Source organism: Massilia mucilaginosa, from assembly GCF_011682145.1.
Taxonomy (GTDB): domain Bacteria; phylum Pseudomonadota; class Gammaproteobacteria; order Burkholderiales; family Burkholderiaceae_D; genus Telluria_A; species Telluria_A mucilaginosa.
The window spans coordinates 38,774-60,080 of record NZ_WHJH01000044.1 but is presented as its reverse complement, the minus strand read 5'-3'; the positions used below and the strand labels follow the sequence as shown (position 1 = coordinate 60,080).

At 63.7% G+C, this 21,307-nt stretch carries 25 protein-coding genes; 12 read left to right on the top strand and 13 right to left on the bottom strand.

Annotated features, from left to right (window positions below; all coding sequences use genetic code 11):
• Positions 1–210: transposase domain-containing protein (locus tag F2P45_RS25795; RefSeq protein ID WP_166881074.1), on the top strand; the 210-nt coding region annotated here is incomplete at its 5' end.
• 23 nt (positions 211–233) lie between these two features.
• Here F2P45_RS25795 and F2P45_RS25790 read toward each other — a convergent pair.
• On the bottom strand, positions 234–551 hold the full coding sequence (locus F2P45_RS25790) for a hypothetical protein (RefSeq protein WP_166881073.1): 318 nt from the start codon (positions 549–551) through the stop codon (positions 234–236).
• A gap of 293 nt (positions 552–844) precedes the next feature.
• The gene (locus tag F2P45_RS25785; RefSeq protein ID WP_166881072.1) at positions 845–1,339 is read right to left on the bottom strand and encodes a hypothetical protein; all 495 of its coding nucleotides are present in this window, start codon (positions 1,337–1,339) and stop codon (positions 845–847) included.
• Positions 1,340–1,483: 144 nt separating this feature from the next.
• On the opposite strand from F2P45_RS25785, the gene F2P45_RS25780 reads away from it, so the two are divergent.
• Positions 1,484–3,019, top strand: coding sequence for a helicase HerA-like C-terminal domain-containing protein (locus tag F2P45_RS25780; RefSeq protein ID WP_166881071.1), 1,536 nt, complete (start codon positions 1,484–1,486; stop codon positions 3,017–3,019).
• A 20-nt stretch (positions 3,020–3,039) separates the two neighbouring features.
• On the opposite strand, the gene F2P45_RS25775 is transcribed toward F2P45_RS25780, so the two are convergent.
• The 3 genes from F2P45_RS25775 to F2P45_RS25765 are packed head-to-tail and all read right to left on the bottom strand — an operon-like array spanning position 3,040 to position 4,530.
• Positions 3,040–3,360, bottom strand: a complete 321-nt coding sequence (locus F2P45_RS25775) for a DUF2288 domain-containing protein (protein ID WP_166881070.1) — start codon at positions 3,358–3,360, stop codon at positions 3,040–3,042.
• Between the two features lie 47 nt (positions 3,361–3,407).
• Complete coding sequence (locus tag F2P45_RS25770; protein ID WP_166881069.1) at positions 3,408–4,091, bottom strand: RES family NAD+ phosphorylase; 684 nt, start codon at positions 4,089–4,091, stop codon at positions 3,408–3,410.
• A 1-nt stretch (position 4,092) separates the two neighbouring features.
• Positions 4,093–4,530, bottom strand: coding sequence for an antitoxin Xre-like helix-turn-helix domain-containing protein (locus tag F2P45_RS25765; RefSeq protein ID WP_166881068.1), 438 nt, complete (start codon positions 4,528–4,530; stop codon positions 4,093–4,095).
• Positions 4,531–5,007: 477 nt separating this feature from the next.
• On the opposite strand from F2P45_RS25765, the gene F2P45_RS25760 reads away from it, so the two are divergent.
• A complete protein-coding gene (locus F2P45_RS25760; protein ID WP_166881067.1) occupies positions 5,008–5,487 on the top strand; it encodes a hypothetical protein in 480 nt (159 codons plus the stop codon).
• 15 nt (positions 5,488–5,502) lie between these two features.
• On the opposite strand, the gene recJ is transcribed toward F2P45_RS25760, so the two are convergent.
• Positions 5,503–7,197: a single-stranded-DNA-specific exonuclease RecJ gene (recJ, locus tag F2P45_RS25755; RefSeq protein WP_166881066.1), complete on the bottom strand. Its 1,695-nt coding sequence runs from the start codon at positions 7,195–7,197 to the stop codon at positions 5,503–5,505.
• Complete coding sequence (locus tag F2P45_RS25750; protein ID WP_166881065.1) at positions 7,194–8,222, bottom strand: hypothetical protein; 1,029 nt, start codon at positions 8,220–8,222, stop codon at positions 7,194–7,196. The genes recJ and F2P45_RS25750 overlap by 4 nt, the downstream gene beginning before the upstream one ends.
• A 239-nt stretch (positions 8,223–8,461) precedes the next feature.
• Between F2P45_RS25750 and F2P45_RS25745 the strand changes: the two genes are divergently transcribed.
• Positions 8,462–8,857: a DUF3060 domain-containing protein gene (locus F2P45_RS25745; protein WP_166881064.1), complete on the top strand. Its 396-nt coding sequence runs from the start codon at positions 8,462–8,464 to the stop codon at positions 8,855–8,857.
• A 149-nt stretch (positions 8,858–9,006) separates the two neighbouring features.
• Positions 9,007–9,357, top strand: a complete 351-nt coding sequence (locus F2P45_RS25740) for a DUF3060 domain-containing protein (RefSeq protein ID WP_166881063.1) — start codon at positions 9,007–9,009, stop codon at positions 9,355–9,357.
• Positions 9,358–9,430: 73 nt separating this feature from the next.
• Here the strand turns inward: F2P45_RS25740 and F2P45_RS25735 are convergent, their stop codons facing one another.
• Positions 9,431–10,210, bottom strand: a complete 780-nt coding sequence (locus tag F2P45_RS25735) for a ferritin-like domain-containing protein (protein ID WP_229505302.1) — start codon at positions 10,208–10,210, stop codon at positions 9,431–9,433.
• Positions 10,211–10,236: 26 nt separating this feature from the next.
• On the bottom strand, positions 10,237–11,427 hold the full coding sequence (locus tag F2P45_RS25730) for a hypothetical protein (protein ID WP_166881062.1): 1,191 nt from the start codon (positions 11,425–11,427) through the stop codon (positions 10,237–10,239).
• A 168-nt stretch (positions 11,428–11,595) separates the two neighbouring features.
• Between F2P45_RS25730 and F2P45_RS25725 the strand changes: the two genes are divergently transcribed.
• From F2P45_RS25725 to F2P45_RS25715, 3 genes are read left to right on the top strand one after another with little or no spacing between them, the layout of a single operon-like run.
• A complete protein-coding gene (locus F2P45_RS25725) occupies positions 11,596–12,861 on the top strand; it encodes a lipoprotein-releasing ABC transporter permease subunit (RefSeq protein ID WP_166881061.1) in 1,266 nt (421 codons plus the stop codon).
• Positions 12,854–13,561, top strand: coding sequence for a lipoprotein-releasing ABC transporter ATP-binding protein LolD (gene lolD, locus F2P45_RS25720; protein WP_166881060.1), 708 nt, complete (start codon positions 12,854–12,856; stop codon positions 13,559–13,561). Before F2P45_RS25725 ends, lolD begins: the two co-directional genes overlap by 8 nt.
• A gap of 2 nt (positions 13,562–13,563) precedes the next feature.
• Positions 13,564–14,358, top strand: a complete 795-nt coding sequence (locus tag F2P45_RS25715; protein ID WP_166881059.1) for a TatD family hydrolase — start codon at positions 13,564–13,566, stop codon at positions 14,356–14,358.
• Positions 14,359–14,365: 7 nt separating this feature from the next.
• On the opposite strand, the gene F2P45_RS25710 is transcribed toward F2P45_RS25715, so the two are convergent.
• Positions 14,366–15,121, bottom strand: coding sequence for an SDR family oxidoreductase (locus F2P45_RS25710; RefSeq protein ID WP_166881058.1), 756 nt, complete (start codon positions 15,119–15,121; stop codon positions 14,366–14,368).
• A 134-nt stretch (positions 15,122–15,255) separates the two neighbouring features.
• On the opposite strand from F2P45_RS25710, the gene F2P45_RS25705 reads away from it, so the two are divergent.
• From F2P45_RS25705 to F2P45_RS25700, 3 genes are all read left to right on the top strand, one after another.
• Positions 15,256–15,882 carry an AraC family transcriptional regulator gene (locus F2P45_RS25705; protein WP_229505301.1) on the top strand — a complete coding sequence of 209 codons (627 nt, stop codon included), beginning with the start codon at positions 15,256–15,258 and terminating at the stop codon, positions 15,880–15,882.
• Positions 15,879–16,121 carry a helix-turn-helix domain-containing protein gene (locus F2P45_RS36435; protein ID WP_229505300.1) on the top strand — a complete coding sequence of 81 codons (243 nt, stop codon included), beginning with the start codon at positions 15,879–15,881 and terminating at the stop codon, positions 16,119–16,121. The genes F2P45_RS25705 and F2P45_RS36435 overlap by 4 nt, the downstream gene beginning before the upstream one ends.
• An 86-nt stretch (positions 16,122–16,207) precedes the next feature.
• On the top strand, positions 16,208–17,176 hold the full coding sequence (locus F2P45_RS25700; protein WP_166881057.1) for an alpha/beta hydrolase family protein: 969 nt from the start codon (positions 16,208–16,210) through the stop codon (positions 17,174–17,176).
• A 97-nt stretch (positions 17,177–17,273) separates the two neighbouring features.
• Here F2P45_RS25700 and F2P45_RS25695 read toward each other — a convergent pair whose 3' ends face one another.
• Together F2P45_RS25695 and F2P45_RS25690 are read right to left on the bottom strand one after the other, a co-directional pair.
• Positions 17,274–18,023 (bottom strand): hypothetical protein, encoded by a 750-nt coding sequence (locus F2P45_RS25695; protein ID WP_166881056.1) that lies wholly within the window; start codon positions 18,021–18,023, stop codon positions 17,274–17,276.
• A gap of 1 nt (position 18,024) precedes the next feature.
• Positions 18,025–18,318 (bottom strand): hypothetical protein, encoded by a 294-nt coding sequence (locus F2P45_RS25690; protein ID WP_166881055.1) that lies wholly within the window; start codon positions 18,316–18,318, stop codon positions 18,025–18,027.
• On the opposite strand from F2P45_RS25690, the gene F2P45_RS25685 reads away from it, so the two are divergent.
• Positions 18,317–20,674: a DNA internalization-related competence protein ComEC/Rec2 gene (locus F2P45_RS25685; protein WP_166881054.1), complete on the top strand. Its 2,358-nt coding sequence runs from the start codon at positions 18,317–18,319 to the stop codon at positions 20,672–20,674. The two genes, F2P45_RS25690 and F2P45_RS25685, sit on opposite strands and share 2 nt — an antisense overlap.
• Here F2P45_RS25685 and F2P45_RS25680 read toward each other — a convergent pair.
• Complete coding sequence (locus F2P45_RS25680) at positions 20,671–21,198, bottom strand: HAD domain-containing protein (protein WP_166881053.1); 528 nt, start codon at positions 21,196–21,198, stop codon at positions 20,671–20,673. The genes F2P45_RS25685 and F2P45_RS25680 overlap by 4 nt on opposite strands.
• Positions 21,199–21,307 lie beyond the last annotated feature (109 nt).

Here is a 21,307-nt window from a genome sequence, read left to right as displayed (position 1 = left end):
AGCGACACGGTAGCTGGAGCTAATGCGAGTGCGGTTATTTACTCGCTGCTGGAGACGGCCAAAGCGAATGGCCTGGAGCCTTACACATGGCTGCGCCGGGTGCTGCGCGACTTGCCAGCGGCGAAAATCGTGGATGACGTCGCGGCGCTGCTGCCGTGGAATATGAAGGATTTGCATACCCCCGATTTAACCAGCGGCGTGACTTCCTGAACAGTCTGGGGTTGATGGATCGCTTACCTTTCACTGTAGCTATACCAGAGATTCAACGTGCCTTTGGGATCGTAGTTAAACGTCGACAAGGTACAGGTAATCCTTTCTTCTCCACAGTGCTGCTCCGCCGGAAATTTGTAGGTGAACGATTTGACTTCTGGCAAGGTGAACACGCCGTCACCATTCAGATCGTCAACGATAAACTTGCCGCCAGTGCTTGCAGTGGCGTCCCAGACCCCGTCCAATATTGCTCCGGTGTAGCTGAATTCGTAAGCCTGCTCGGCGGCTTGGGCGGTCAGGGCGCTCAGTGCTAACACGCAGGCAGCGATTTTCTTTAACATCGTATCTCCTCAATTTGCATAAATGACATTGTAGTCAATGTATCAAAATGGGTGAAATTTTGTTACAAATTGTGCATGCTTGAGTGCCGCTTTTTAGCGATTGCCAATGCTCTTGACGCGATGGGCGGCGGCGACGTCGCCAGCGTGCATCCGGCTATCAGCGCGCTGCCAGCCTGGGCATGTCCAGGGTGTTTCCGCAATTCCCTCGGTTGGTTTACGGTGCTCAGGAATACTCATCATTCTTGTAATTTCTTCACACTTGCTTAGCGGCATTGTCGATGTCCGGAGGTCGCTTATTTCCAGATGCGTTCGACCAGATCGCCGGTTTCCAGCGGCACTCCCGCCGCCCTGGCTGCCGCGGTCCACTCAGGCGGTGAGGGCATCGGCTGAGATGGCGCACTGCCGCCGGCGACGCCATACTTCATTGCGACCACGACGGTGCCTTTCACCGCCGGTACCCGCACGGCTTTCGCGCCGTCGACCAGTGCCCTGGCCAAGGCCTGCGGCAAGGGCGGATTGAAATCGAGCCAGATGTTCGATTGCTCTCCCGGGCGCATCGCCACCACCAGGAATCCACTTGAGGGCGGCACGCCTTTGGCCGCATTGAATGCCCGCGTGGCGGCGCTGTCGACCTGCTTGAGGTAAGGCGCGAGCTGGTCGGCGCTCGTGCGCGCCCCGATCACCTGTTCAGGTTGGAGCAGAACCACGCCGCCTGCGGTCACGCCGCTGGCGGCCTGGGCAACACCGGCGCAAAGCCAGGCTGCAAGGAACGTAATAGTCGAACGCATTGGCGGACTCCCTCAAAAAAGCACGCGGCAAGCTGCCGCCGGCCTATTGGACCACATTTGGAACGTTGCCGTAAAACTATGATCAATCGATGCCGATGGCATGATGTACTATTGATTTCCTACTGCGCCGAGGAGATTGCCGCCATGTCCATGCTGCTGCCGATTGCGAAAAACAATGCTTCCCAACCAGCGCGACTGCTCGACCTGCTGCCGTCGCTGGTCAACCGGCACGGCTGCATCACCGGCGCCACCGGTACCGGCAAGACGGTGACCTTGCAAGTGATTGCCGAGGCATTGTCCGGGATCGGGGTGCCGGTGTTCATGGCCGACGTCAAGGGCGACCTGTCCGGCATGGCCAAGGCCGGCGCCGCGTCGGAAAAAATGGCCAAGCGCCTGGGCGCGCTGGGCGTCGATGCGCCGGCCTGGGCCGCTTGTCCGGTCACGTTCTGGGATGTGTTCGGGGAGGCCGGCCATCCGGTGCGGGCCACCATCTCCGATCTCGGCCCCTTGCTGCTGGCGCGCATGCTGAACCTGAACGATACCCAGGAAGGCGTGCTGCAACTGGTGTTCAAGATCGCCGACGACAATGGCTTGCTGCTGCTCGATACCAAGGACTTGCGCAGCATGCTGCAGCATGTCGGCGACAACGCGGCCGACTTTCTCACCACTTACGGCAACATTTCGGCGGCGAGCATCGGCGCCATCCAGCGCGGGCTGGTGGCGCTGGAGCAGCAGGGCGGCGACCGCTTTTTCGGCGAGCCCATGCTCAACATCGACGACCTGCTGCAAACCAATGCGCAGGGCAAGGGCGTGGTCAACATCCTGGCCGCCGACAAGCTGATGAATGCGCCGCGCCTGTATGCGGTTTTCCTCCTGTGGCTGCTGTCGGAACTGTTTGAAAACCTGCCCGAGGTAGGCGACCTGGACAAGCCGAAGCTGGTGTTTTTCTTCGACGAAGCGCACTTGCTGTTCAGCGAAGCGCCCAAGCCCTTGCTGCAAAAAATCGAGCAGGTGGTACGGCTGATCAGGTCGAAAGGCGTGGGCGTGTTTTTCATCACCCAGAATCCGCTCGATATTCCCGATACCGTGCTCGGGCAGCTCGGCAATCGCGTCCAGCACGCTTTGCGCGCGTACACGCCGCGCGACCAGAAAGCCGTCAAGGCGGCTGCGGAAACGTTCCGGCCCAATCCTGCGCTCGATACCGCCCAGGTGATCACCGAACTGGAGCTGGGCGAAGCGCTGGTGTCCTTCCTCGACGAGAAAGGGCGGCCGAACGTGGTCGAGCGCGCGTTCATCTTGCCGCCGGCGTCGCAGATCGGCCCGATCGACACGGCCGAACGCCAGCGCGCCATGGCGCAGTCGGTGGTTGCCGGTGTGTACGAGCAAGCGATCGACCGCGAATCGGCGCACGAGCTGATTGCCGCCCGCGCTACTGCGGCGCAAGAATCGGACGCGCCGGCGCCACGCGGCAGGCCGCCGGCCGGCGCCGGGCGCGGCAGTGTGCCCGAGAGCGCGCCCGACACGTCGCTGGGCGGCATGCTCGGTGGCTTGTTCGGCGGTGGCGGCAAGCGTCAATCGCCGGTCGAGGCGATGATGAAGTCGGCTGCGCGCAGCATCGGCTCGCAAGTCGGGCGCGAAATCATTCGCGGCGTGCTGGGGTCGATCCTGAAGCGGCGCTAGGCCGTTGCCGAAATAGGCTCTTAGTGCAGCACGCCTTTATCGGGCTGCACCAGGATGAAGGGATGGACCACCGAGGTCCACAGCACGGCATCGGCCTCGGTCCAGGCTTGCGCTTGCGCATCCGAGACTTTGCCGAGCTTGCCGTCGCCCATCCATTGGGCAATGCTGTCCTTGTCGTCATGCGAGATGCGCACCGCCACGTCGACCAGGTCGAGCTCGGCGCTGACGAAGACCACGCTGCCTTGGGCAAAGTGGCGTTGCAGTTCGGCCCAGGGCAGGCGCGCGGTTTCGAGGTTGATTTTGGCGCGCAGTTCGGTATCGTTTTCAGGCTTGGTTTTCATGCAAATACTCAATAGTTCAGGTGATGTGAAGCGTGCAGGACGATCGTTCAGACGATGTCGATGACGGGTGTGGGCGAGCCCGACCAGGTGAGGCGATAGACTTGTCCCTTGCGCACATTGCCCACCAGCGCGGGCCGGAAACAGGCCAGGCAGGTGCCGGCGGGGCGCCGCACGCTGGGATAAATCACACCCATCGATCCACTGTCGAGCAGTTGGCTGGCCAGGGTTTGCGATTCGATATAGCTGGTCGGGTCGAGATACTTTTCAAACGCATCGACGCCGCGAATATCGTGGAAGGTGCTGGTAACGTCGGCGATCAGGGCTTGATAGGTCACGCTGTCGTCGAAGCGGCCGATTTCCTGGTACTCCACGGTTTTGTGGAAGGTGATCTCGGCCAGCGCGGTTTCCGCCTCGAAGGCGCAGTACCAGGCGCCGCGTTCGCCATCGTTGAAGCGGCTGCCTTCCGGGCGCGGATAGGTATAGGCGGCGTTGATGATGCGGAAATTCGGCACGCCGAACACCAGCTCGTCGACGCCGATGCCGGGCAGGCTGCCGTACTCGCCGCGCAAGCGTTCGTTGGTGGCGTTGTCGATATCGAACAGGTCGCGCAAGACAGCGCCATCCTCGGCCAGCGGGGCGAGCACGGAGTCTTCCACGTCGGCAAAGCGCGACGGGATCAGGCGGCAGGTATCGAACTGCCGCAAGGTGGTGAGCTTGGGAATGACCGTCAAGTCACAGGCCTCCGCGGCGTGCGTCGAGCAGCTTGCGCACCGTTTGCATCGACAGCAGGCCGCCCGCCAGCATTTGCGACAGCGGCGTGCGTCCGGCGAAGATGGGATTGCTGTTGGGGAGGGTGATCCATTCGTCGGCGAGCTTGTCGCCGTACAGGATGTGCAGGGCCTTGTAGATGCCGAGCAGGTAAGAAATGCGGGTAATGCGGTCGACTTCAAGCAGGCGGTCGGGGTTCTTTTTCCACTCGTAGTAGGTGGAGGATGACATGCCGCCGAGCAGTTCGCGGGCATCTTCGTCGCGCAGCTTCCAGGCAGCCATGAGGGCGAAAAACCCCTTGAGCGCGGACTTGGACAAGCGTTCCCGCTCCGCGCGTGCATTCAGGTCGATGAGCACCGCCGGCTCGAAGCGACTCTTGGGATAGGCGAAGGCAAGGTTCATAGTAGGCTCCGGTTATGGAGTATTTATACTCTATTTTCGCATCGCGTGCAAGCCAATCGCCATCAAAGGGTTGCTGAGCCTGCGCAAACCATCGCGCAGTGCAGCTCACGGGCCGTATCCCTGCTCAGCCGTGACCGCCCGCCGCTCCTGGGCTGTGTTGGTAGTATATGATGCTGACTTTATATCAACAATGCTCCGCGGGTCATTTTCGCATTTTGATAAAACACGATGAAATCTGTTAGCGCCACTGTTAACCCGGCTGTGACGGATGCGGCGAGCACGCCGGACGTTGCGCCATGTCCTGACGGGACACCTGTCGATCCGGGCCATGCTTGCCCAGGTAGCGCTCATCGCGAGATGCTTGCTTCAAGAAAGTGGGACGCGCACGACCGATCAGGCGACGTGTTTGCCACCGTCATCGTCGCTACGGTAGTCGGACTCGCTCTTGGGTTCATTCCGGTGTTTGGCTTATCCAAGGTGACCAGTGACAAGAGTGTCCTCAAATGGACGTATGCCTTGCTGGTGACCGGCGCCGCCCTCTGGGCGTATGTCGCCACCCGGTTTTACGGGGAGTCCCTGTGGGAATCGACGACCTGGCTCGATGTCGACGAACGCAGCTGGAATCATGCGGTTCGCTATACCGAATCGAGCGCGCCGACCAGCCTGACCCGGCTGCGCTTCGACGACCTGGCGTTGATGTGCTACGACAGCGTGAGTGGAGACGACAGGGACGAAGCCAGGATCTACCACGTTTCCCTGTGCAGGCGCTGGGATGTGGAACAACTCTGCGCCGCACATCGTCCCGATCCGCTGAACGACCTGCTGGCGCTTGCATCGCAAGAAGAAAGCCTGGCCTTCGCCTTCGCCACCGCCAGGAAATGGGACTTGCCCTGCTGGCGGCATGATTGGGCAACTCCCGGCAGTGCCGACCGCAGGAGCATGACCCGGCTGTGCTGAGCGGGGCGGCTCGGCCTACGCCGGCTCGGCGTGTTCGACCAGCAGCTGCACGCGGGTGACGCCGTTGTACTCGTTGGCGTCGAGCCGGAACGCCACGCGCGCGCGGTCGCCGACCGAGGCGGTGTGGCCGAACCAGATGGCGTCGTAGCGCTGGCCGTTGCGCTCCAGTTGCAGCTTGAGGTGGCGTTCCTTCAAAATGCGCTGGCTGACCACGCGGAACTCGTCGCAAAACACCGGCGGCGCGAAGCCCTGGCCCCACACCTGGCCATCCATCAGGCCGATGAATTCGGTGGTGTAGTACGCGTCTTCCAGCGGGCCGTCGGTTTCGATGATGCGTTCGAGCTGCTGGGTGTTGAGCCAGGCGCGCCCGACTTCTTCGAAGGCGGCCGAAAACGCCTCGAAGGCGTCGGCGCGGATGGTCAGGCCGGCCGCCATGGCGTGGCCGCCGAATTTGTCGATCAGGCTGGGCGCGCGTTTCGACACCAGGTCGAGCGCGTCGCGCAGGTGAAAGCCCGGAATCGAGCGCCCGGAACCCTTGATCCAGCCTTCCGCGCCGGGCGCGAAAGTGATCGTCGGGCGGAAGAATTTTTCTTTCAGGCGCGAGGCGACAATCCCGATCACGCCCTGGTGCCAGGATTCGTCGAACACGCTGATGGTGTTGCTGTCGGCCGGCTGGTAGGCGTCGAGGTGCAGCAGGGCGGTATCTTGCATGTCGGCTTCGATTTCGCGCCGTTTCAGGTTGATTTCGTTGAGCTGCTGGGCGATGGCCCAGGCGCGTCCTTCGTCGTCGGTGACCAGGCACTCGATCCCGAGCGACATGTCTTCCAGGCGGCCGGCGGCATTGAGGCGCGGACCGAGTGCGAAACCGAGGTCGAATGGCGAGGCGCTGCGCGCCTCGCGCCCGGCCACGCGGAACAGCGCGGCCACGCCGGCGTGCATGCGGCCGGCGCGCATGCGCTTGAGGCCCTGCGCCACCAGGATGCGGTTGTTCGAGTCGAGCCGCACCACGTCGGCCACCGTGCCCAGCGCGACCAGGTCGAGCAGGCTGTCGAGCTTGGGCTGGGTCTGGGCGTCGAACACGCCGCGCTTGCGCAGTTCGGCGCGCAGTGCCAGCAGCACGTAGAACACCACGCCCACGCCGGCCAGGTGCTTGCTGGGAAAACCGCACTCGGGCTGGTTCGGGTTGACGATCACGCGCGCCTCGGGCAGGGTGTCGCCGGGCAGGTGATGATCGGTGACGACAACGTCGATGCCGCGCCGCTTCGCTTCCAGTACGCCGTCGATGCTGGCAATGCCGTTGTCGACGGTGATGATGATGTCGGGCGCCTTTTCTCGCGCGGTCAGTTCGACGATTTCGGGCGTGAGGCCGTAGCCGTACTCGAAGCGGTTGGGCACGATGAAGTCGACCGTGGCGCCCATGGCGCGCAAGCCGCGCAGGGCGACCGCGCAGGCGGTGGCGCCGTCGCAGTCGTAGTCGGCCACGATGGTCATTTTCTTCCGCGCCTTGATGGCGTCGGCCAGGAACACGGCGGCGGCGTCGATGTGGAGCAGGCCGGCGGGCGCCATCAGGCTGCCCAGTTCACTCGATAGTTCGCGCGCATCGGTCAGGCCGCGCGCGGCGTACAGGCGCGCGAGCACGGGATGCACGCCGGTCTGGCGCAGCATTTCGGAAGTGCGGAAAGAGCAGGGGCGAGTCGTGATACGGGTCATGGCAGCAGTCTGTCCAGGGTGGGGCGGCGCCAGAAGGCGCGTTGCGAAAAGCGGGTGGTGGTAAAGGCGAGATGGCGCGTACGGTGGCTCAGGAGCAGTTGCACCTGCCTGAGACGGCCATCCATCAACGCGGCCAGCGCCGGCGCAAAGAGCGTTTGCTCAAGGCGGTGCATGTGCTGCAGCCAGCCGGCCCAGTCGGTGGCCAGGGCCGCTTCGGTGAGCGCGTCGCACAGCATGATCGCATCGGTACTGAGCGCGCCGAGCGGCGTGCTGTCATGGATGGCCGCTTGCGGGTGGCCGGCCAGTGCCGCCATCCACGGCAGCGCGTCGCTGGTGGCGACAAGGGCGGTGTCGACGCCGGCGCCGGCCGGGGCGGCGCCCCAGGGCCAGAACGAGTTGATGGCGGCCAGGCCGCGCGCTTCGCGTTCGGTGTTGGCCGGGTGTTCGAACCACAGCATCTGCACTTCGTTTTGCAGCATGCGGAAGGCGCGCGACGGCGCACCCTTGGGCATCCAGTCGGTCAGGTTCAGGCCGACGGCCGAATCGGGCGTCGATGTCTCCAGCGCGGCCCAGTCGTCGGCGCGCATGAACCAGGTGCCGGCGTCGCCGTACAGCAGCGTCTTGCCGGATTCGTCGAAGTAGGGTTTGGCCAGATCGAACAGGGCGCGGCCGTGCGCCTCGGACAGCTGCAGGCGGCGCATGTCGGCCATCAGCAGGTGGCTGCGGGCGATCTGGGTATGCGCGGGGTGGACGATGAACCAGGTGCCTTCCTGCTGCGCCAGGCCGTAGCCGCGCATGACGGCGCCGGCCAGCGCCGGGGTGCCGTCGGCGCAGGCGCCCACCGCTCGCGCCAGCCAGGCTTCGTGGGGCAGGGCGCGGATGTTATCGTCGACCGGCAGTTGCTGGCGCGAGGCGCTGCGGCTGATGAGCGTGGCCAGGGCCGGGGCCTGCAATGCGCGGATCAGATCGGGGGCGAGCTCGGGAGGGGGCAGGGCGAACGGCAGGACGAGCGAAATTTGGGTCATCCAGCATTGTAGGACAAATTGGCAAAGCCGAAAATATGCGGGACGCCGGCGACCGGCGCCGGCGGCGCGGAACAACGTGCGGCCTCATGCACCCGGCGCGCCTCGATGGGTGCGGGGCCGGCTGCGCAAGCGGCTGCCTGGCGGCCGATTTACTGTCGAGGCCGTCAACCGCGCGCGGCCGTCTCCGGTGCTGATGCTAGAATTTCATCAACCTTAATTTCCTGACAAGGAGTTCATGTATGCGGATTAACACCACATTGCGCGGACTTGGCCTGGGCCTTGGGCTGGCGCTGACTGTATCGGCCAGCGCGCTGGCGCAGGACAAGGGCATCGGCGCGATTTTCGTGCAAAAGGACCTGATCGAGGTGACCGGCAACGGCCATCATCGTACGTTTCCCTGCAACGGACGCAAGGTGCTGATCAGCGGTACCCAGCATGTGCTCACGTTTACCGGAGTGTGCTCCAGCGTCGAGATCGCCGGCGCGGAACACAAGGTGACGGTGCAAGTGGCGCCGGCGGGCACGCTGTCGGTATACGGCGTCAGTCAACAGCTTAACTGGCTGTCGACCGGCGAGCCGACGCAGGAAGTCGGCGGTGCCGACCACAAAATCGTCAGGCTTGCGCTGAAACCGTGAGCAACAAGCGGGCGCAAGGGCCATGCGGCAATCATGGTCCTTGCATAATACTTGCCAAATTCTTATTCATGAAATAATATTCAGCCAATTATTCTTTTGATAAAAGGGTCGCTATGTCGTTTCGTACACTGTCTACTTTCGGTTTTGCTGTGATCGCCGCTATCGGCGCATGCGGTGCTGCGCTCGCCGATGAAGATGCCACCGGCACCACCTCGTCGGGCAAGGACAAGATTGAAGTCAGCGGCAACGGGCATCAGCGCTCCTTCGCCTGCGATGGTCGCCGCGCCGTCATCGAGGGTACCGACAACGTCATTACATTCACGGGCGTATGCTCGGGGCTGGAGGTTTCCGGCACCGGCAACTCGGTCACCATTACGCTGGTCCCGAAAGCGCCCCTGAGCGTGGAAGGCGTCAACAACAGCGTGCGCTGGCAATCGAGCGCCGAGCCGAAAAAGAACGTCTCGGGCGTGAACAACCGCATCGTGAAGATTCGGCCGTAACTGAGCCAGGCCGGCGCTGCCTGCCGGGGCGCGCCGGCCGGCCCACCCCTTGCCTGCCGCCGCGCCGCCCGGCTCAGGGCGGCGGCGGCTGCGACAAGGACGCCATGTCGTCCAGCTCCACATCCCCGTACGTGAGGCCGATCGCTTCTTCATACCAGGTCTGGGTCAGCGCCAGGTGCTCGCGCTCTTCGTTCAGGGCCTGGGTGAAGCGCTCGACCATGTCTGCCAGGCCGTGTTCGTCGGCCAGCGCCACCAGCGTTTCCCAGCCCGCCTTGTCGCTCAGTTCGGCGGTGACGATGGCGTGCAGCGACTGGGCGATGCTGGTGCGCGGGTCGTTCAATACCTGCACCAGGCCCATCGACTCCACGCCCACCAGGTCGGCGCTCGGGGTCTGCGAGGTCGGGTCGCCGCCCAGCGATTCGATGGCGTCGGCCACCATCAGGAAATGGCGCGCCTCGTCGGCCCGGATCTGGTCCAGGTCTTCGATCGTCATGCTGATATCGCCCTCCAGCATCACCTCGCACTTGGTGATCAGCGCGTCGTACAGGCGCGTGCCGGTGCGCTCGAAGGCCAGCCGCTCGCCCAGTTTGTCGAGCAGGATGCGCGGACTGTCGCCCTTGAGCAGCGACATGCCCACCGTGACCGCGCCGCTCAGGGTGCCGGGCAGCGGGACGGAGCCGAGCGCGTCGGCATTGGCGATGTAGTCGCTGCGCAGCTCCGCCAGCGCCATGTCGCCGACGCCATCATCGGCGATGACGGTCGGTTCGAGCTCCTGCATCGCCTTGCTGTCGATCGGCGACATCTGGATGCCGGTGCGGTTCATTCCCATGGGTTCTTGTTGAACGGTACTCATCTCGATTCTCCTGTTGCGAAACGCGCTCAGGGCGCGCTGACGCCGGCGGCGGCCAGCATGCCTTTGCGATTGAGCTCGGTGCCCGGCATCCAGACATAGCCGGCGGCGACCATCTCGCTGGGCGAGCCGTCGGCGTTGACCATGCTGCGGTAGCTGAGCGAGAGCGGGCTTTCGAGCGCCTTGGTGACGAAGCGGGGGCCGTCGGTGCGCAGGTCGACTTCGTCCATGAGGACCTTGCGCACGAAGTCGCGCTGGCTGCGCAGCGCGAGCGGATTGGCGAAGTCGCTGGTGACGATGTCGGCCGGATCGCGCCGCTCGAACTGCTTGAACGCCTCGCATGCCATGTGGAAATGCCCCAGTTCATAGTCGAGAAAGCGTTCCCAGATCGCGCGCAGGTGGTGATTGGTCTCCTGCTCGACGCAACTGTAATAGTTGTAGCACTCGGCCGCCTCGTGCAGCAGCCATTGTTCGATCCACGATTCACCCGGGTCGAGCATGGATTCGTACTGGGTCACGTGCTGTTCTTCGACGGAAGCGATTTCGGCATACAGCTGGCGCGCCAGCGGGTCGGAGAACAGGGGGCCGATGTTCTGGTAGTAGTCGTGCGTCTGGTATTCGCTGGCCACGATGGTCAGCGCGTTGACCTTGCTCAAAAACGCGGCGCTGCGGGCGTTGTACGGCTCGCGCAGCTCGTCTTCGGGCGCGCGGTGCTGCTCGGACGTGGGCCGCCCGGGCAGGATGTCGGTGTAGCTTTGCAGGATGTTGTTGGCATCCTTGCCTTCGAGCCGGTCGAGCAGGGCCGCATAGCGGTACAGGTGGTCGAAGTCTTCAAGCAGGCCGAAGCGGTAGACCTGCGCCAGGTACGGGTCGGGCTCGCTCTGGGCGATGGCCGCCGTGACCTCGATGGCCACCTGTTCGTAGGCGACCGTGGTCTCCAGCGGGGAGTGGTCGGCCGCGATGAGCCAGTTGACCAGGGTGGCCTGGTGCTGCTCGGTACGGCGCACCTTGGCCAGCGGGAGGCGCAGGTCGCGGTTGAAGCGGGCTGCCAGGTGGCCGAAGCGCAGTGCCTCGGTCTCGAGCCCGTTGATGAGAATGACCCGGATGCGCGTGAATGCGTCGTCGTCGAGCTTGCTGATCGGTTTTTGCACCATGTCGCGCCAGGTGAACCGCTGCTTGTCGATGTCCGTGCCTTTTGAATCGAAAAGACTGAATGCCATGATTTTCCTCCGTTCTGCGGTACTGGGTTGGAGTGCGCGGAGGGCGCCAGGTTCAAGTTTTTTTTGTAAAAACCATAGTGGCAACGCGTGATTCAATTGTGACAACCCTGCCCGCGACGCGCTTTGTGTGGCAAACTGCGCACTTGCAATCAATCACTGCCGGGGCACATGAGCATCATCCACAATTTACCGTACGAATGGCTGGTCGGCCTGCGCTACACGCGCGCCGGCAAGCGTAGTGGCCGCAACAGCTTTATCTCGTTCATTTCCCTCATTTCCGTCTCCGGCATCGCCCTCGGCGTGGCAGCGCTGATCGTGGTGCTGTCGGTGATGAACGGCTTCCAGAAAGAAGTCACCGACCGCATGCTGTCGGTGCTGGCCCACATCGAAGTGTTCGACCCGCGCGGCACCATGCCCAACTGGCAGGCGGCGATGCGGGACGCGCTCAAGAACCCGGCCGTCAAGGGCGCCGCGCCGTTCGTCGAAACCCAGGGCATGCTGCTGCGCGATGGCGTGATGCGCCCGGCCGTCATCCGCGGCATTTTGCCGGCCGAAGAACACAAGGTGTCCGATGCGGCGCGCCAGGTGCGCCAGGGCAGCTTGACGGCGCTGGTTCCCGGCCAGTTCAATATCGTGATGGGCTACGCGCTGGCGCGCTCGCTCGGCATCGGCATCGGCGACAAGGTCACCATGCTGCTGGCGCAGGCCCAGACCACGCCGGCCGGCATGCTGCCGCGCACGCGCACCTTTACGCTGGTCGGGATTTTCGAAGCCGGCCATTACGAATATGACGCCAGCTTCGCCTTCGTGCACCTGGAAGACGCGCAGAAGATGGAGCGCCTCGACGCCCCATCGGGCCTGCGCCTGCGCATCGCCGACATGCACGCCGCGCCCGCCGTGGCGCAGGAACTCAAGGCCGGCATGCCGGGCGCCTTGCGCATCCGTGACTGGTCGGAGCAGAATGCCACCTGGTTCGCCGCCGTGCAGACCGAGAAGAAGATGATGTTCATCGTGCTGACCCTGATCATCGCGGTGGCCGCCTTCAACCTGATCGCCTCGCTGGTGATGACGGTCACCGAGAAGCAGGCCGACATCGCGATCTTGCGCACGCTCGGTTCCTCGCCGCGCTCGATCATGAAGATCTTCATGATCCAGGGCGCGCTGGTGGGCATGCTGGGCACCCTGGCCGGGGTCGGCCTGGGCGTGCTGGTCGCGCTGAACATCGACGTCATCGTCCCGTTTATTGAACGTTTATTAGGAGTACAGTTTTTGCCCAAGGATATCTACCTGATCAGCGCCTTGCCGTCCGACCTGCGCTGGCCCGACGTGGCCAAGATCGGCGGCGTGGCCGTGCTGCTGGCGTTTGTCGCCACGCTCTACCCGAGCTACACCGCTTCGCGCGTGAAGCCTGCGGAGGCGCTGCGCTATGAGTAATGCGAACAACGCCGGCGCCACGCCGGTCCTGTCATGCCGCGGATTGGGCAAGACCTTTACCCAGGGTGCCTATTCGGTGCCGGTGCTGACCAATGTGGACTTCAGCATCTATCGCGGCGAACGGGTGGCGATCGTGGGCGCCTCCGGCTCGGGCAAGTCGACCTTGCTGCACCTGCTGGGCGGGCTCGATACGCCGACCACCGGTTCGGTGACCTTGCTGGGCAAGGACTTCGCCAGTTTGTCCGAATCCGCGCGCGGCGACCTGCGCAACGAGGCGCTCGGCTTCGTGTACCAGTTCCACCACCTGCTGCCGGAGTTTTCGGCACTCGACAACGTGGCCATGCCGCTGCTGATCCGCCGCGAAAAGCGCGCGCTTGCCGTCGACAAGGCGCGTGCCGGGCTCGAACGCGTGGGCCTGGCCAAGCGCGTGGTGCACGTGCCGGGCGAGCTGTCCGGCGGCGAACGCCAGCGCGTGGCCCTGGCGCGCGCGCTGGTCACCCAGCCTGGCTGCGTGCTGGCCGACGAACCTACCGGTAACCTCGATCACGCCACCGCGCAGCAGATTTTCGACCTGATGCTCGAACTGTCCAAGACCCTGGGCACGGCCTTCGTGATCGTCACCCACGACATCGAGCTGGCGCGCCGCTGCGACCGCGTACTGCGCCTGACCGAACACGGATTGCAGCCGGCCGAACTATGACCATGTGGATCGACACCCACTGCCATCTGGACGCGCACGAATTCGGCGCCGAATCGCTGGACGTGGCGCGCCGCGCGGGCCAGGGAGGGGTGGGGATGATCGTCATTCCAGCGGTCGAACGCGGCAATTTCGAGGTGGTGCGCCGGATGGCGGCAAGCGCGCATAACGCCAGCTACGCGCTCGGCATCCACCCTATCTACGTGCCGAAGGCCACCGAGGACGACCTGGTGGCCTTGCGCGCGGCGGTGGAGTTGGCGCTGAGCGATCCGAATTTTGTCGCCATCGGCGAGATCGGGCTCGATTTTTTCATTCCGATGCTGTGCGAACCGGCCATGCGCGACAAACAGGAGCACTTTTTTCGCGAACAGTTGCGCATCGCGCGCAACCTCGGCTTGCCGGTGCTGATGCATGTGCGGCGCTCGCAGGACCAGGTGCTCAAGCACGTGCGCCAGATTGGTCCGGCGGGCGGCATTGCGCATGCCTTCAACGGCAGCTTCCAGCAGGCGCAGGTCTATATTGATCTGGGTTTCAAACTGGGATTTGGCGGCGCCATGACCTTCACGCGCGCCTTGCAGATCCGGCGCCTTGCCGCGACCTTGCCGCTGGAGGCCATCGTGCTCGAAACCGATGCGCCCGATATTTCGCCGGCCTGGATTCACCCGGGCCGCAACAGCCCGGAGCAGCTGCCCGCCATCGGCGCGGTGCTGGCCGAACTGCGCGGCTTGGCGGTGGACGAGGTGCGCGCGGCCACCTGCGCCAACGCGCTGGCCGCGCTTCCCCGCCTGCCGCTGGGGTAGGCGGCCGTCAGATTCCCTGGCCGCCGGAGACTTCGATGCGCTGGGCGTTGACCCAGCGGTTGTTCTCCGACAGCAGGCTGGCGATCATCGGGCCGATATCGTCCGGCAGGCCGACCCGGCCGAGCGCCGTCAGCGCCGCGAAGCTCTTGTTGATGTCGGGATTGTCGCGTACCACGCCGCCGCCGAAATCGGTCTCGATCGCGCCCGGCGCCACCGTATTGACGGCGATGCCGCGCCCGCCCAGTTCCTTCGCCATGTACCGGCTCAAGGTCTCGACCGCCGCCTTCACCGCCGCGTAAGCCGCGTAACCCGGATAGGTCAGGCGCGTCAGCCCGGTCGACAGGTTGACGATGCGCCCGCCGTCGGCGATCAGCGGCAGCAGCGCCTGGGTGAGGAAGTACACGCCCTTGAAGTGCACGTCGACCAGGCTGTCGAACTGCGCTTCGGTGGTCTGTTCGATCAGCGCGTAGTCGCCATGGCCGGCGTTGTTGACCAGGTGGTCGAAGCGCTCGCGCCGCCAGGTCTCGCGCAGGATGCTACGCAATCTGTCGGCGAAGGGCGCAAAGGCGTCGATACGGCCCATATCGAGTTCGATGGCGACCGCCTTGCGTCCCATCGCTTCGATCTCGGCCACCACCGCGCGCGCTTCGTCCTCGCGCGACTGATAGGTGATGATCACGTCATTGCCGCTACGGGCAATGCTCAAGGCGGTGTTGCGTCCGAGCCCGCGGCTCGCGCCGGTGACGATGGCAATTTTGGTCATGCTGAACTCCTGCTGTGTGGGGGAAGTTCATGATAGGACGCAGCCTCGCCGGTGACGTAGCCCGAACCTCGCGCTTGTTTGCCTGATCCTCCAGATGGTGCCGGCGGCGCTCTGGAATCGGGTACGATTGCGGCATGACCGATACCTTGCTAGATATAGTCCGCCGCTATGTGGCGGCCCATGCCGATGCCGACGGCCTTGCGCAAACGCCTATCGCGGGCCTGACCACGATTCGCTCGAACGACGCCACCGGCCTGCTGCACGGGATCGCCCGGCCGCTGATCTGCCTTGTTCTCCAGGGCGCCAAGCAAGTGGCGATCGGCGCGACCTGCGTCACGTACGGTCCGGGCGACTCGCTGCTCATTACCGCCGATGTGCCGACCATCAGCCAGATTGTCGCGGCGCCGTATATGTCGCTGGTGCTGGACCTGGACCCGGCGGTGCTGTTCGAACTGACCGCGCAGATGAGGACTGTACCGGCGGGCGACGGCGCCCGGGTCGAATCGACCGATGCCGAAGTGGCCGATGCGGCGCTGCGCTTGATGCGCCTGCTGGACCGGCCGGCATCGGTGCCGGTGCTGCATGCGCAGCTGGTGCGGGAATTGAATTACTGGCTGCTGGCCGGCCGCCACGGGCCGGCCATTCGCCGTCTGGGTGGGCCGGACGGCATGCCCAGCGCGTGGCGCGCGCGGTGGCGCTGCTGCGGTCCGAATATGCGCGGCCGCTGCCGGTGGAACGCCTGGCGTCGGCGGCCGGGATGAGCGCGTCGTCGTTCCACCATCACTTCCGCGCGGCGACCTCGCTTTCGCCGCTGCAGTTCCAGAAGCGTTTGCGGCTGATCGAGGCGCGCCGTCTGATGATGTCCGACGGCGTCTCGGCCAGCAGCGCGGCATTCGCGGTCGGCTACGAGAGCGTGTCGCAGTTTACGCGCGAATATGGACGCATGTTCGGTTTGCCGCCAATGAAGGATGCGACCGAACGGATTCACGCGCCGGGGTAGAGAAGGCCGTGCTATGATGGTCTCGTTATCAACGTTAATAATATGATAATTTTCGTATCCGTTGATGTGTCCAGAAAGGAGCCGCCATGCCAGCAATCGGACGATGGAAGTGGAATACCTGCCTGCTGTTCGCCGTGTGCGTCGGCGCGGCCGCAAGCGAGCAGGCGATCGAACTGCGTACCGGCAGCGGCGCCCTCGCCGGTACATTGTCGCTGCCGAAAGCTTCCGGACCGGTTCCGGTCGCGCTGATCATCGCAGGCTCCGGCCCGACCGACCGCGATGGCAATGCCCCCGGCATGAAAAATGACAGCCTGCGCCTGCTGGCGCAAGGGCTGGCCGACGCCGGCGTGGCCAGCGTGCGCTTCGACAAGCGTGGCGTTGCCGCCAGCGTGGCAGCCGTTGCCAAAGAGGCAGACCTGCGCTTTGATACCTATATTGATGATGCCACGGCGTGGCTGGCGATGCTCAAGGCCGACAAGCGCTTCTCGCACGTGAGCGTGGTCGGTCACAGCGAGGGCGCCCTGATCGGCATGCTGGCGGCCAAGGCCGGTGATGCGAAGGCGTATGTGTCGATTGCCGGCGTGGCGCGCGGCGCCTCGACCGTATTGCGCGAGCAGCTGGCGACGGCGTTGCCAGCACCGCTGGACAAGGAAAGCGAGCGCATTCTGGCGGAGCTGGAGGCGGGGCGCGAGGCCGTCAAGGTGCCGCCCGAACTGGCCACGCTGTATCGGCCCAGCGTGCAGCCCTACCTGATTTCCTGGTTCAGGTACGTCCCTGCGACGGCCATCAAGGACCTGAAGATGCCGGTCCTGCTGGTCCAGGGCAGCACCGATCTGCAGGTGGCGGTCAGCGAGGCCGGACTGCTGCACAAGGCAAAGCCGGATGCGCAACTGGTCGTGGTGAAGGGCATGAATCACGTCCTGAAAGAAGCGCCGCCTGATAAGGCCAGCCAGACCCCAATGTATATCGATCCCAAGTTTCCACTTGCGCCGACGCTCGTGCCGGCCGTTGCCGGGTTTCTGAACAAGGTCTCTAAGGAAACACAGATCAAATGATACAGTGGGCGGCGCTGGGGATCGCGTCGCCACCCGATCGTCCGATTGACAACCTATTGTTTCCCGCTAAATTTACGCCGCAAGTTTCACGATTCACTTACTTGATCTTGGATTTTTTCGACGTCATCGCGGCGCTATCGACATCAGTTCCAGAGGCTTGATCAGGAGGCGCCTTTGTAGCTTGAGGCCCCGAGCTTCCATACTTACTTTGGAGTATCGCTTTTTGATTTTCCATCCATTCATACGCAGCACGAACCGAATCAAACTCTTCCATTGAAAAGATATTCTCATTCAAATTGACTGCAGCTAACTGTACTGTGCTCGTCTCGGCGTTACTTGCATGCTTCATTAACCATTCCAAATAGTCTTCGAACTCTTCTATGGGAATGCTTTGCTGGCCACTCAGGAAGTTTTCCGCAAAACTTGTTCCTGTAATCCGGGTGTCGGTACGTGGGAGGGCGCACTTTAGTCTGGTGCTTGATTTGAAAATCGACGTATTGCAAACTTCATGCCTGTAGATGTTAAACCGTAAGTCCTTGTCGACGGCTTTCCATGCGATGTAATGGCACTGGTCGTGTTGTTTCTTTCGCCGCCTGTGCTTTTGTAATTCGAGGAACTCACACAAATTCCCGCGCCGCCACTTAGCCGCTTCAGCGGATATATCAGTTTCCTCGTGTTTATACTCTACGAGCGTGAACCGGCTTCCGCTTGCGAAAAGATAGTCGGCGGCGGCATCTCTATCTTGGCCATTTAGGCTGAAGTCGACAAATTCAACTGAGCTCCTATTTGCCTTCATTTTCAAAAATTTATGAAAGGTATCAGCAACGGATTGTTCTTTTTTTGTCAAGTCATTCTCCAGCATAATCGTCGTTGATGCAGTATAACAGGCTGCGGGTCATAACATCGGCTACGTATGCCTGTTCCGGGCGCTTCCAGTTCTCAATATCATTTTTGAAATACCATTGTCTACGTTGATACTTAATATAGAGAATATGTGCGGAGACGGTTTTGCCATGGCGGAAAACCTGGTGCCTGCTTTCGCGGGCTTTCTCACCAAAGTCCCCAAAGACTGATGCGCCCCAAGACCGGGCACGGTGTCCTGAGACATGCTGGGGGTTTTGTCCAAGCCACCAGTGAGCCATGCGCGTTGCCATCCTTGGATTTGCCTGTGGTGCCGCCGTGCTGCAAGTCCAGGCGGAGTTGCCATCGCCATCGACCATCGCGGCTTTGGCCGCTGTCGCGTTCCTGCTGTGCTTCCTGCGCGGCGTTCTCGGAATCGCCATGGCTGGCGCGTTGACAGGGTTTTGCTGGGCCGCGCTGCTCGCGCAGCTGGCGTTGGGGCCGGAACTGGCCAGGGCCGACGAGGGCCGCGATATCACGGTCGTCGGCACCATCGACAGCCTGCCGCACCGCTTCGAGCAGGGCGTACGTTTCAATCTCAAGGTCGAACGGGTGTTGGGCGACGCGGCCAGGGTGCCGCCGCGCGTGTCGCTGTCGTGGTATGCCGGCTACCGTGACGCGGTGCAGCCGGTGGCCGACGTGCGGCCCGGCGAGCGCTGGCAGCTGGTCGTGCGCCTGCAACGCCCGCATGGCAACGCCAATCCGCACGGCTTCGATTACGAAGCGTGGCTGCTGGAGCAGGGCGTACGCGCCACCGGCTACGTGCGGCCGGCGGGCGACAAGAACAGGCGCCTGGACAGCTTCGTGGCCGGCTTTTCCAACCTGGTCGAACATTGCCGCGCCACGCTGCGCGAACGCATACTGCGCGCGCTGGCGGACAAGGAATACGCGGGCGTGATCGTGGCGCTGGTGGTCGGCGACCAGCGCTCGATCGGCCAGGCCGACTGGGATGTCTTCAACCGAACCGGCGTGGGGCATCTGATTTCGATCTCAGGGCTGCATATTACGATGGTCGCCGGGCTGTTTGCCTCGCTCGCGTCGTTCCTGTGGCGCCGCTCGTTCTTCACCGGCGCCCAGCTGCCGCTGCGCATGCCGGCCCAGAAGGTCGCCGCTCTGACCGGCGCCGTGGTGGCGCTGGTGTACGTGCTGCTGGCCGGCTTCGGCGTACCGGCACAGCGCACCCTGTACATGCTGGCGGTGGTGGCCGCCGCGCTCTGGTTCGGCCGCCTCACGCAGGTGTCGCAAGTGCTGTGCATGGCGCTTGGCGTGGTGGTCCTGATCGACCCGTGGGCGATTACCTCGCCCGGTTTCTGGCTCTCGTTCGGGGCGGTGGCGGCCATCTTGTACGCCACGACCGGCCGCACCGCCGCTGCCCAACCGCGCTGGCGCGCCATGCTGCTCGTCGGCGCGCACACGCAGTATGTGGTCACGCTGGCGCTGGTGCCGCTGACGATGCTGCTGTTTTCGCAGGTGTCGCTGGTCAGCCCCCTGGCCAACGCGCTGGCGATCCCGGTTGTCAGCTTCATCGTCACGCCGCTCGCGCTGGCGGGCAGCATGCTGCCGGCGCCACTATCGACCTTGCTGCTCAACGTGGCCCATTACGCCGTGCAGGCGCTGGCCTGGGTGCTGAGCTGGTGCGCGGGATCGCGCTTTGCGGTGTGGAGCGCGCCGAGCCCGGAGCCGTGGCTGTTCGCGTTTGCCGCCATCGGCACTTTATGGATGCTCGCTCCGCGCGGCTGGCCGCATCGCTGGACCGGGTTGGCCGCGTGGCTCCCGCTGCTGACCGCCCAGCCCACCCATCCGCCACCGGGCGAGGTGAGGGTGACCGCGTTCGATGTCGGGCAGGGCATGGCGCTGCTGATCGAAACCAGCGGACACCGGCTGCTGTACGATACCGGTCCCGCGTACACGCCCGAGTCGAACGGGGCCAACCGGGTGATCTTGCCGTACCTCAGGGCGCGCGGCATCGGCGTTCTGGATGGCGTCGTCGTCAGCCACAGCGACATCGACCACGCCGGCGGCGCGCTCACCCTGCTCGATGCGATTGGCGTGGGCTGGGTGGCGTCGTCGCTGTGGCACGACCATGCGATCGTCAAGGCCGCGCCGCGCCACATCCGCTGCGCCGGTGGGCAGCAGTGGACCTGGGATGGCGTGCGCTTCGAGATGCTGCATCCGGCCATGGCAAGTTACGACGACCCCCGCTTGAGGCCGAATGCGCGCGGCTGCGTGCTGCGCGTGACCGCCGGCGAGAATGCGATCCTGCTGGCGGGCGACATTGAAGCGGCGCAGGAGGCGCAACTGGTGGCCGGGTCGGCGCCGCTGCTGCGCGCCGCCGTTTTGCTGGCGCCGCATCACGGCAGTGGTACGTCGTCGACGCCGGCCTTCCTGGCGGCGGTGCAGCCACGCCTGGTGCTGTTTCAGGTGGGCTATCGCAACCGTTATCGCCATCCCAAGAGGGAAGTGGTGGAGCGCTATGAAAAGCTCGGAATCGAACGCCTGCGCACGGATGAATCGGGGGCGATCATGCTCGACTCAGCCCGTGGCTTCGTCCCTGAACAATATCGGCGAGAACACGCGCGCTACTGGTACGGGCGCTAAGTTGGCTGCGCACGCAGCAGGCGCTGTGCCTCGGACAGCTTGCCACCGTCAAATCCCACCCACGGCTTGCACAGCACAACCATGCCCCTGCCGAACAGGGACGATCCGCGTAAACTTGCTCCGCTCTGGTCGTCATCAAGGACGAGCACGCGGCGCCCGAACTGCAAATGGTCAATGGTCCAGCCGTGGATCTCGTCGTGACGCGACCATTCGCTGCGCTTCGGCGTGGTCCACGCCTCGTGCAGATTGTCCGCGACAAACCGGAGTTGGCAGCGATTGAACACTTCCCGCATTTGATCGCGCGTCAGATAGTGGGACCATGATGAACTGACTACGTACTGCGCATCGAACTCGCCGTGCAGCGCTGCCAGGTTGCGGCGCGCCTGCGCGCACAGGAGGCCGTCCCACAGTTCCGGCCAGCTGTCCAGATCACCGGATTTGAAGATGGTCAGCACCTGGTAGCTTGTGAATTCCCGGCTGATTGCCAGTACGTCATCGACGTCGAGGAAGATTATTGGTTTCATGTACGATCTGATTAATCAGGAGCCAGCGTGTGCCAAACACCGACGGGTGCTTTTGCTGTGATCGATCAACACAACACACGAGAACCGGCAACTTGGGAGATGAATGTTA

Coding starts and splice junctions, on each gene's coding strand:
- F2P45_RS25690 (WP_166881055.1), bottom strand. CDS start 18,318: ATGGCTCACTGGTGGCTTGGACAAAACCCCCAGCATGTCTCAGGACAC.
- F2P45_RS25710 (WP_166881058.1), bottom strand. CDS start 15,121: ATGACCAAAATTGCCATCGTCACCGGCGCGAGCCGCGGGCTCGGACGC.
- F2P45_RS25725 (WP_166881061.1), top strand. CDS start 11,596: ATGAGCATCATCCACAATTTACCGTACGAATGGCTGGTCGGCCTGCGC.
- F2P45_RS25685 (WP_166881054.1), top strand. CDS start 18,317: ATGCGCGTTGCCATCCTTGGATTTGCCTGTGGTGCCGCCGTGCTGCAA.
- F2P45_RS25775 (WP_166881070.1), bottom strand. CDS start 3,360: ATGAAAACCAAGCCTGAAAACGATACCGAACTGCGCGCCAAAATCAAC.
- F2P45_RS25790 (WP_166881073.1), bottom strand. CDS start 551: ATGTTAAAGAAAATCGCTGCCTGCGTGTTAGCACTGAGCGCCCTGACC.
- F2P45_RS25705 (WP_229505301.1), top strand. CDS start 15,256: ATGACCGATACCTTGCTAGATATAGTCCGCCGCTATGTGGCGGCCCAT.
- F2P45_RS25750 (WP_166881065.1), bottom strand. CDS start 8,222: ATGACCCAAATTTCGCTCGTCCTGCCGTTCGCCCTGCCCCCTCCCGAG.
- recJ (WP_166881066.1), bottom strand. CDS start 7,197: ATGACCCGTATCACGACTCGCCCCTGCTCTTTCCGCACTTCCGAAATG.
- lolD (WP_166881060.1), top strand. CDS start 12,854: ATGAGTAATGCGAACAACGCCGGCGCCACGCCGGTCCTGTCATGCCGC.
- F2P45_RS25785 (WP_166881072.1), bottom strand. CDS start 1,339: ATGCGTTCGACTATTACGTTCCTTGCAGCCTGGCTTTGCGCCGGTGTT.
- F2P45_RS36435 (WP_229505300.1), top strand. CDS start 15,879: ATGAGCGCGTCGTCGTTCCACCATCACTTCCGCGCGGCGACCTCGCTT.
- F2P45_RS25700 (WP_166881057.1), top strand. CDS start 16,208: ATGCCAGCAATCGGACGATGGAAGTGGAATACCTGCCTGCTGTTCGCC.
- F2P45_RS25780 (WP_166881071.1), top strand. CDS start 1,484: ATGTCCATGCTGCTGCCGATTGCGAAAAACAATGCTTCCCAACCAGCG.
- F2P45_RS25745 (WP_166881064.1), top strand. CDS start 8,462: ATGCGGATTAACACCACATTGCGCGGACTTGGCCTGGGCCTTGGGCTG.
- F2P45_RS25730 (WP_166881062.1), bottom strand. CDS start 11,427: ATGGCATTCAGTCTTTTCGATTCAAAAGGCACGGACATCGACAAGCAG.
- F2P45_RS25680 (WP_166881053.1), bottom strand. CDS start 21,198: ATGAAACCAATAATCTTCCTCGACGTCGATGACGTACTGGCAATCAGC.
- F2P45_RS25715 (WP_166881059.1), top strand. CDS start 13,564: ATGTGGATCGACACCCACTGCCATCTGGACGCGCACGAATTCGGCGCC.
- F2P45_RS25765 (WP_166881068.1), bottom strand. CDS start 4,530: ATGAACCTTGCCTTCGCCTATCCCAAGAGTCGCTTCGAGCCGGCGGTG.
- F2P45_RS25735 (WP_229505302.1), bottom strand. CDS start 10,210: ATGAGTACCGTTCAACAAGAACCCATGGGAATGAACCGCACCGGCATC.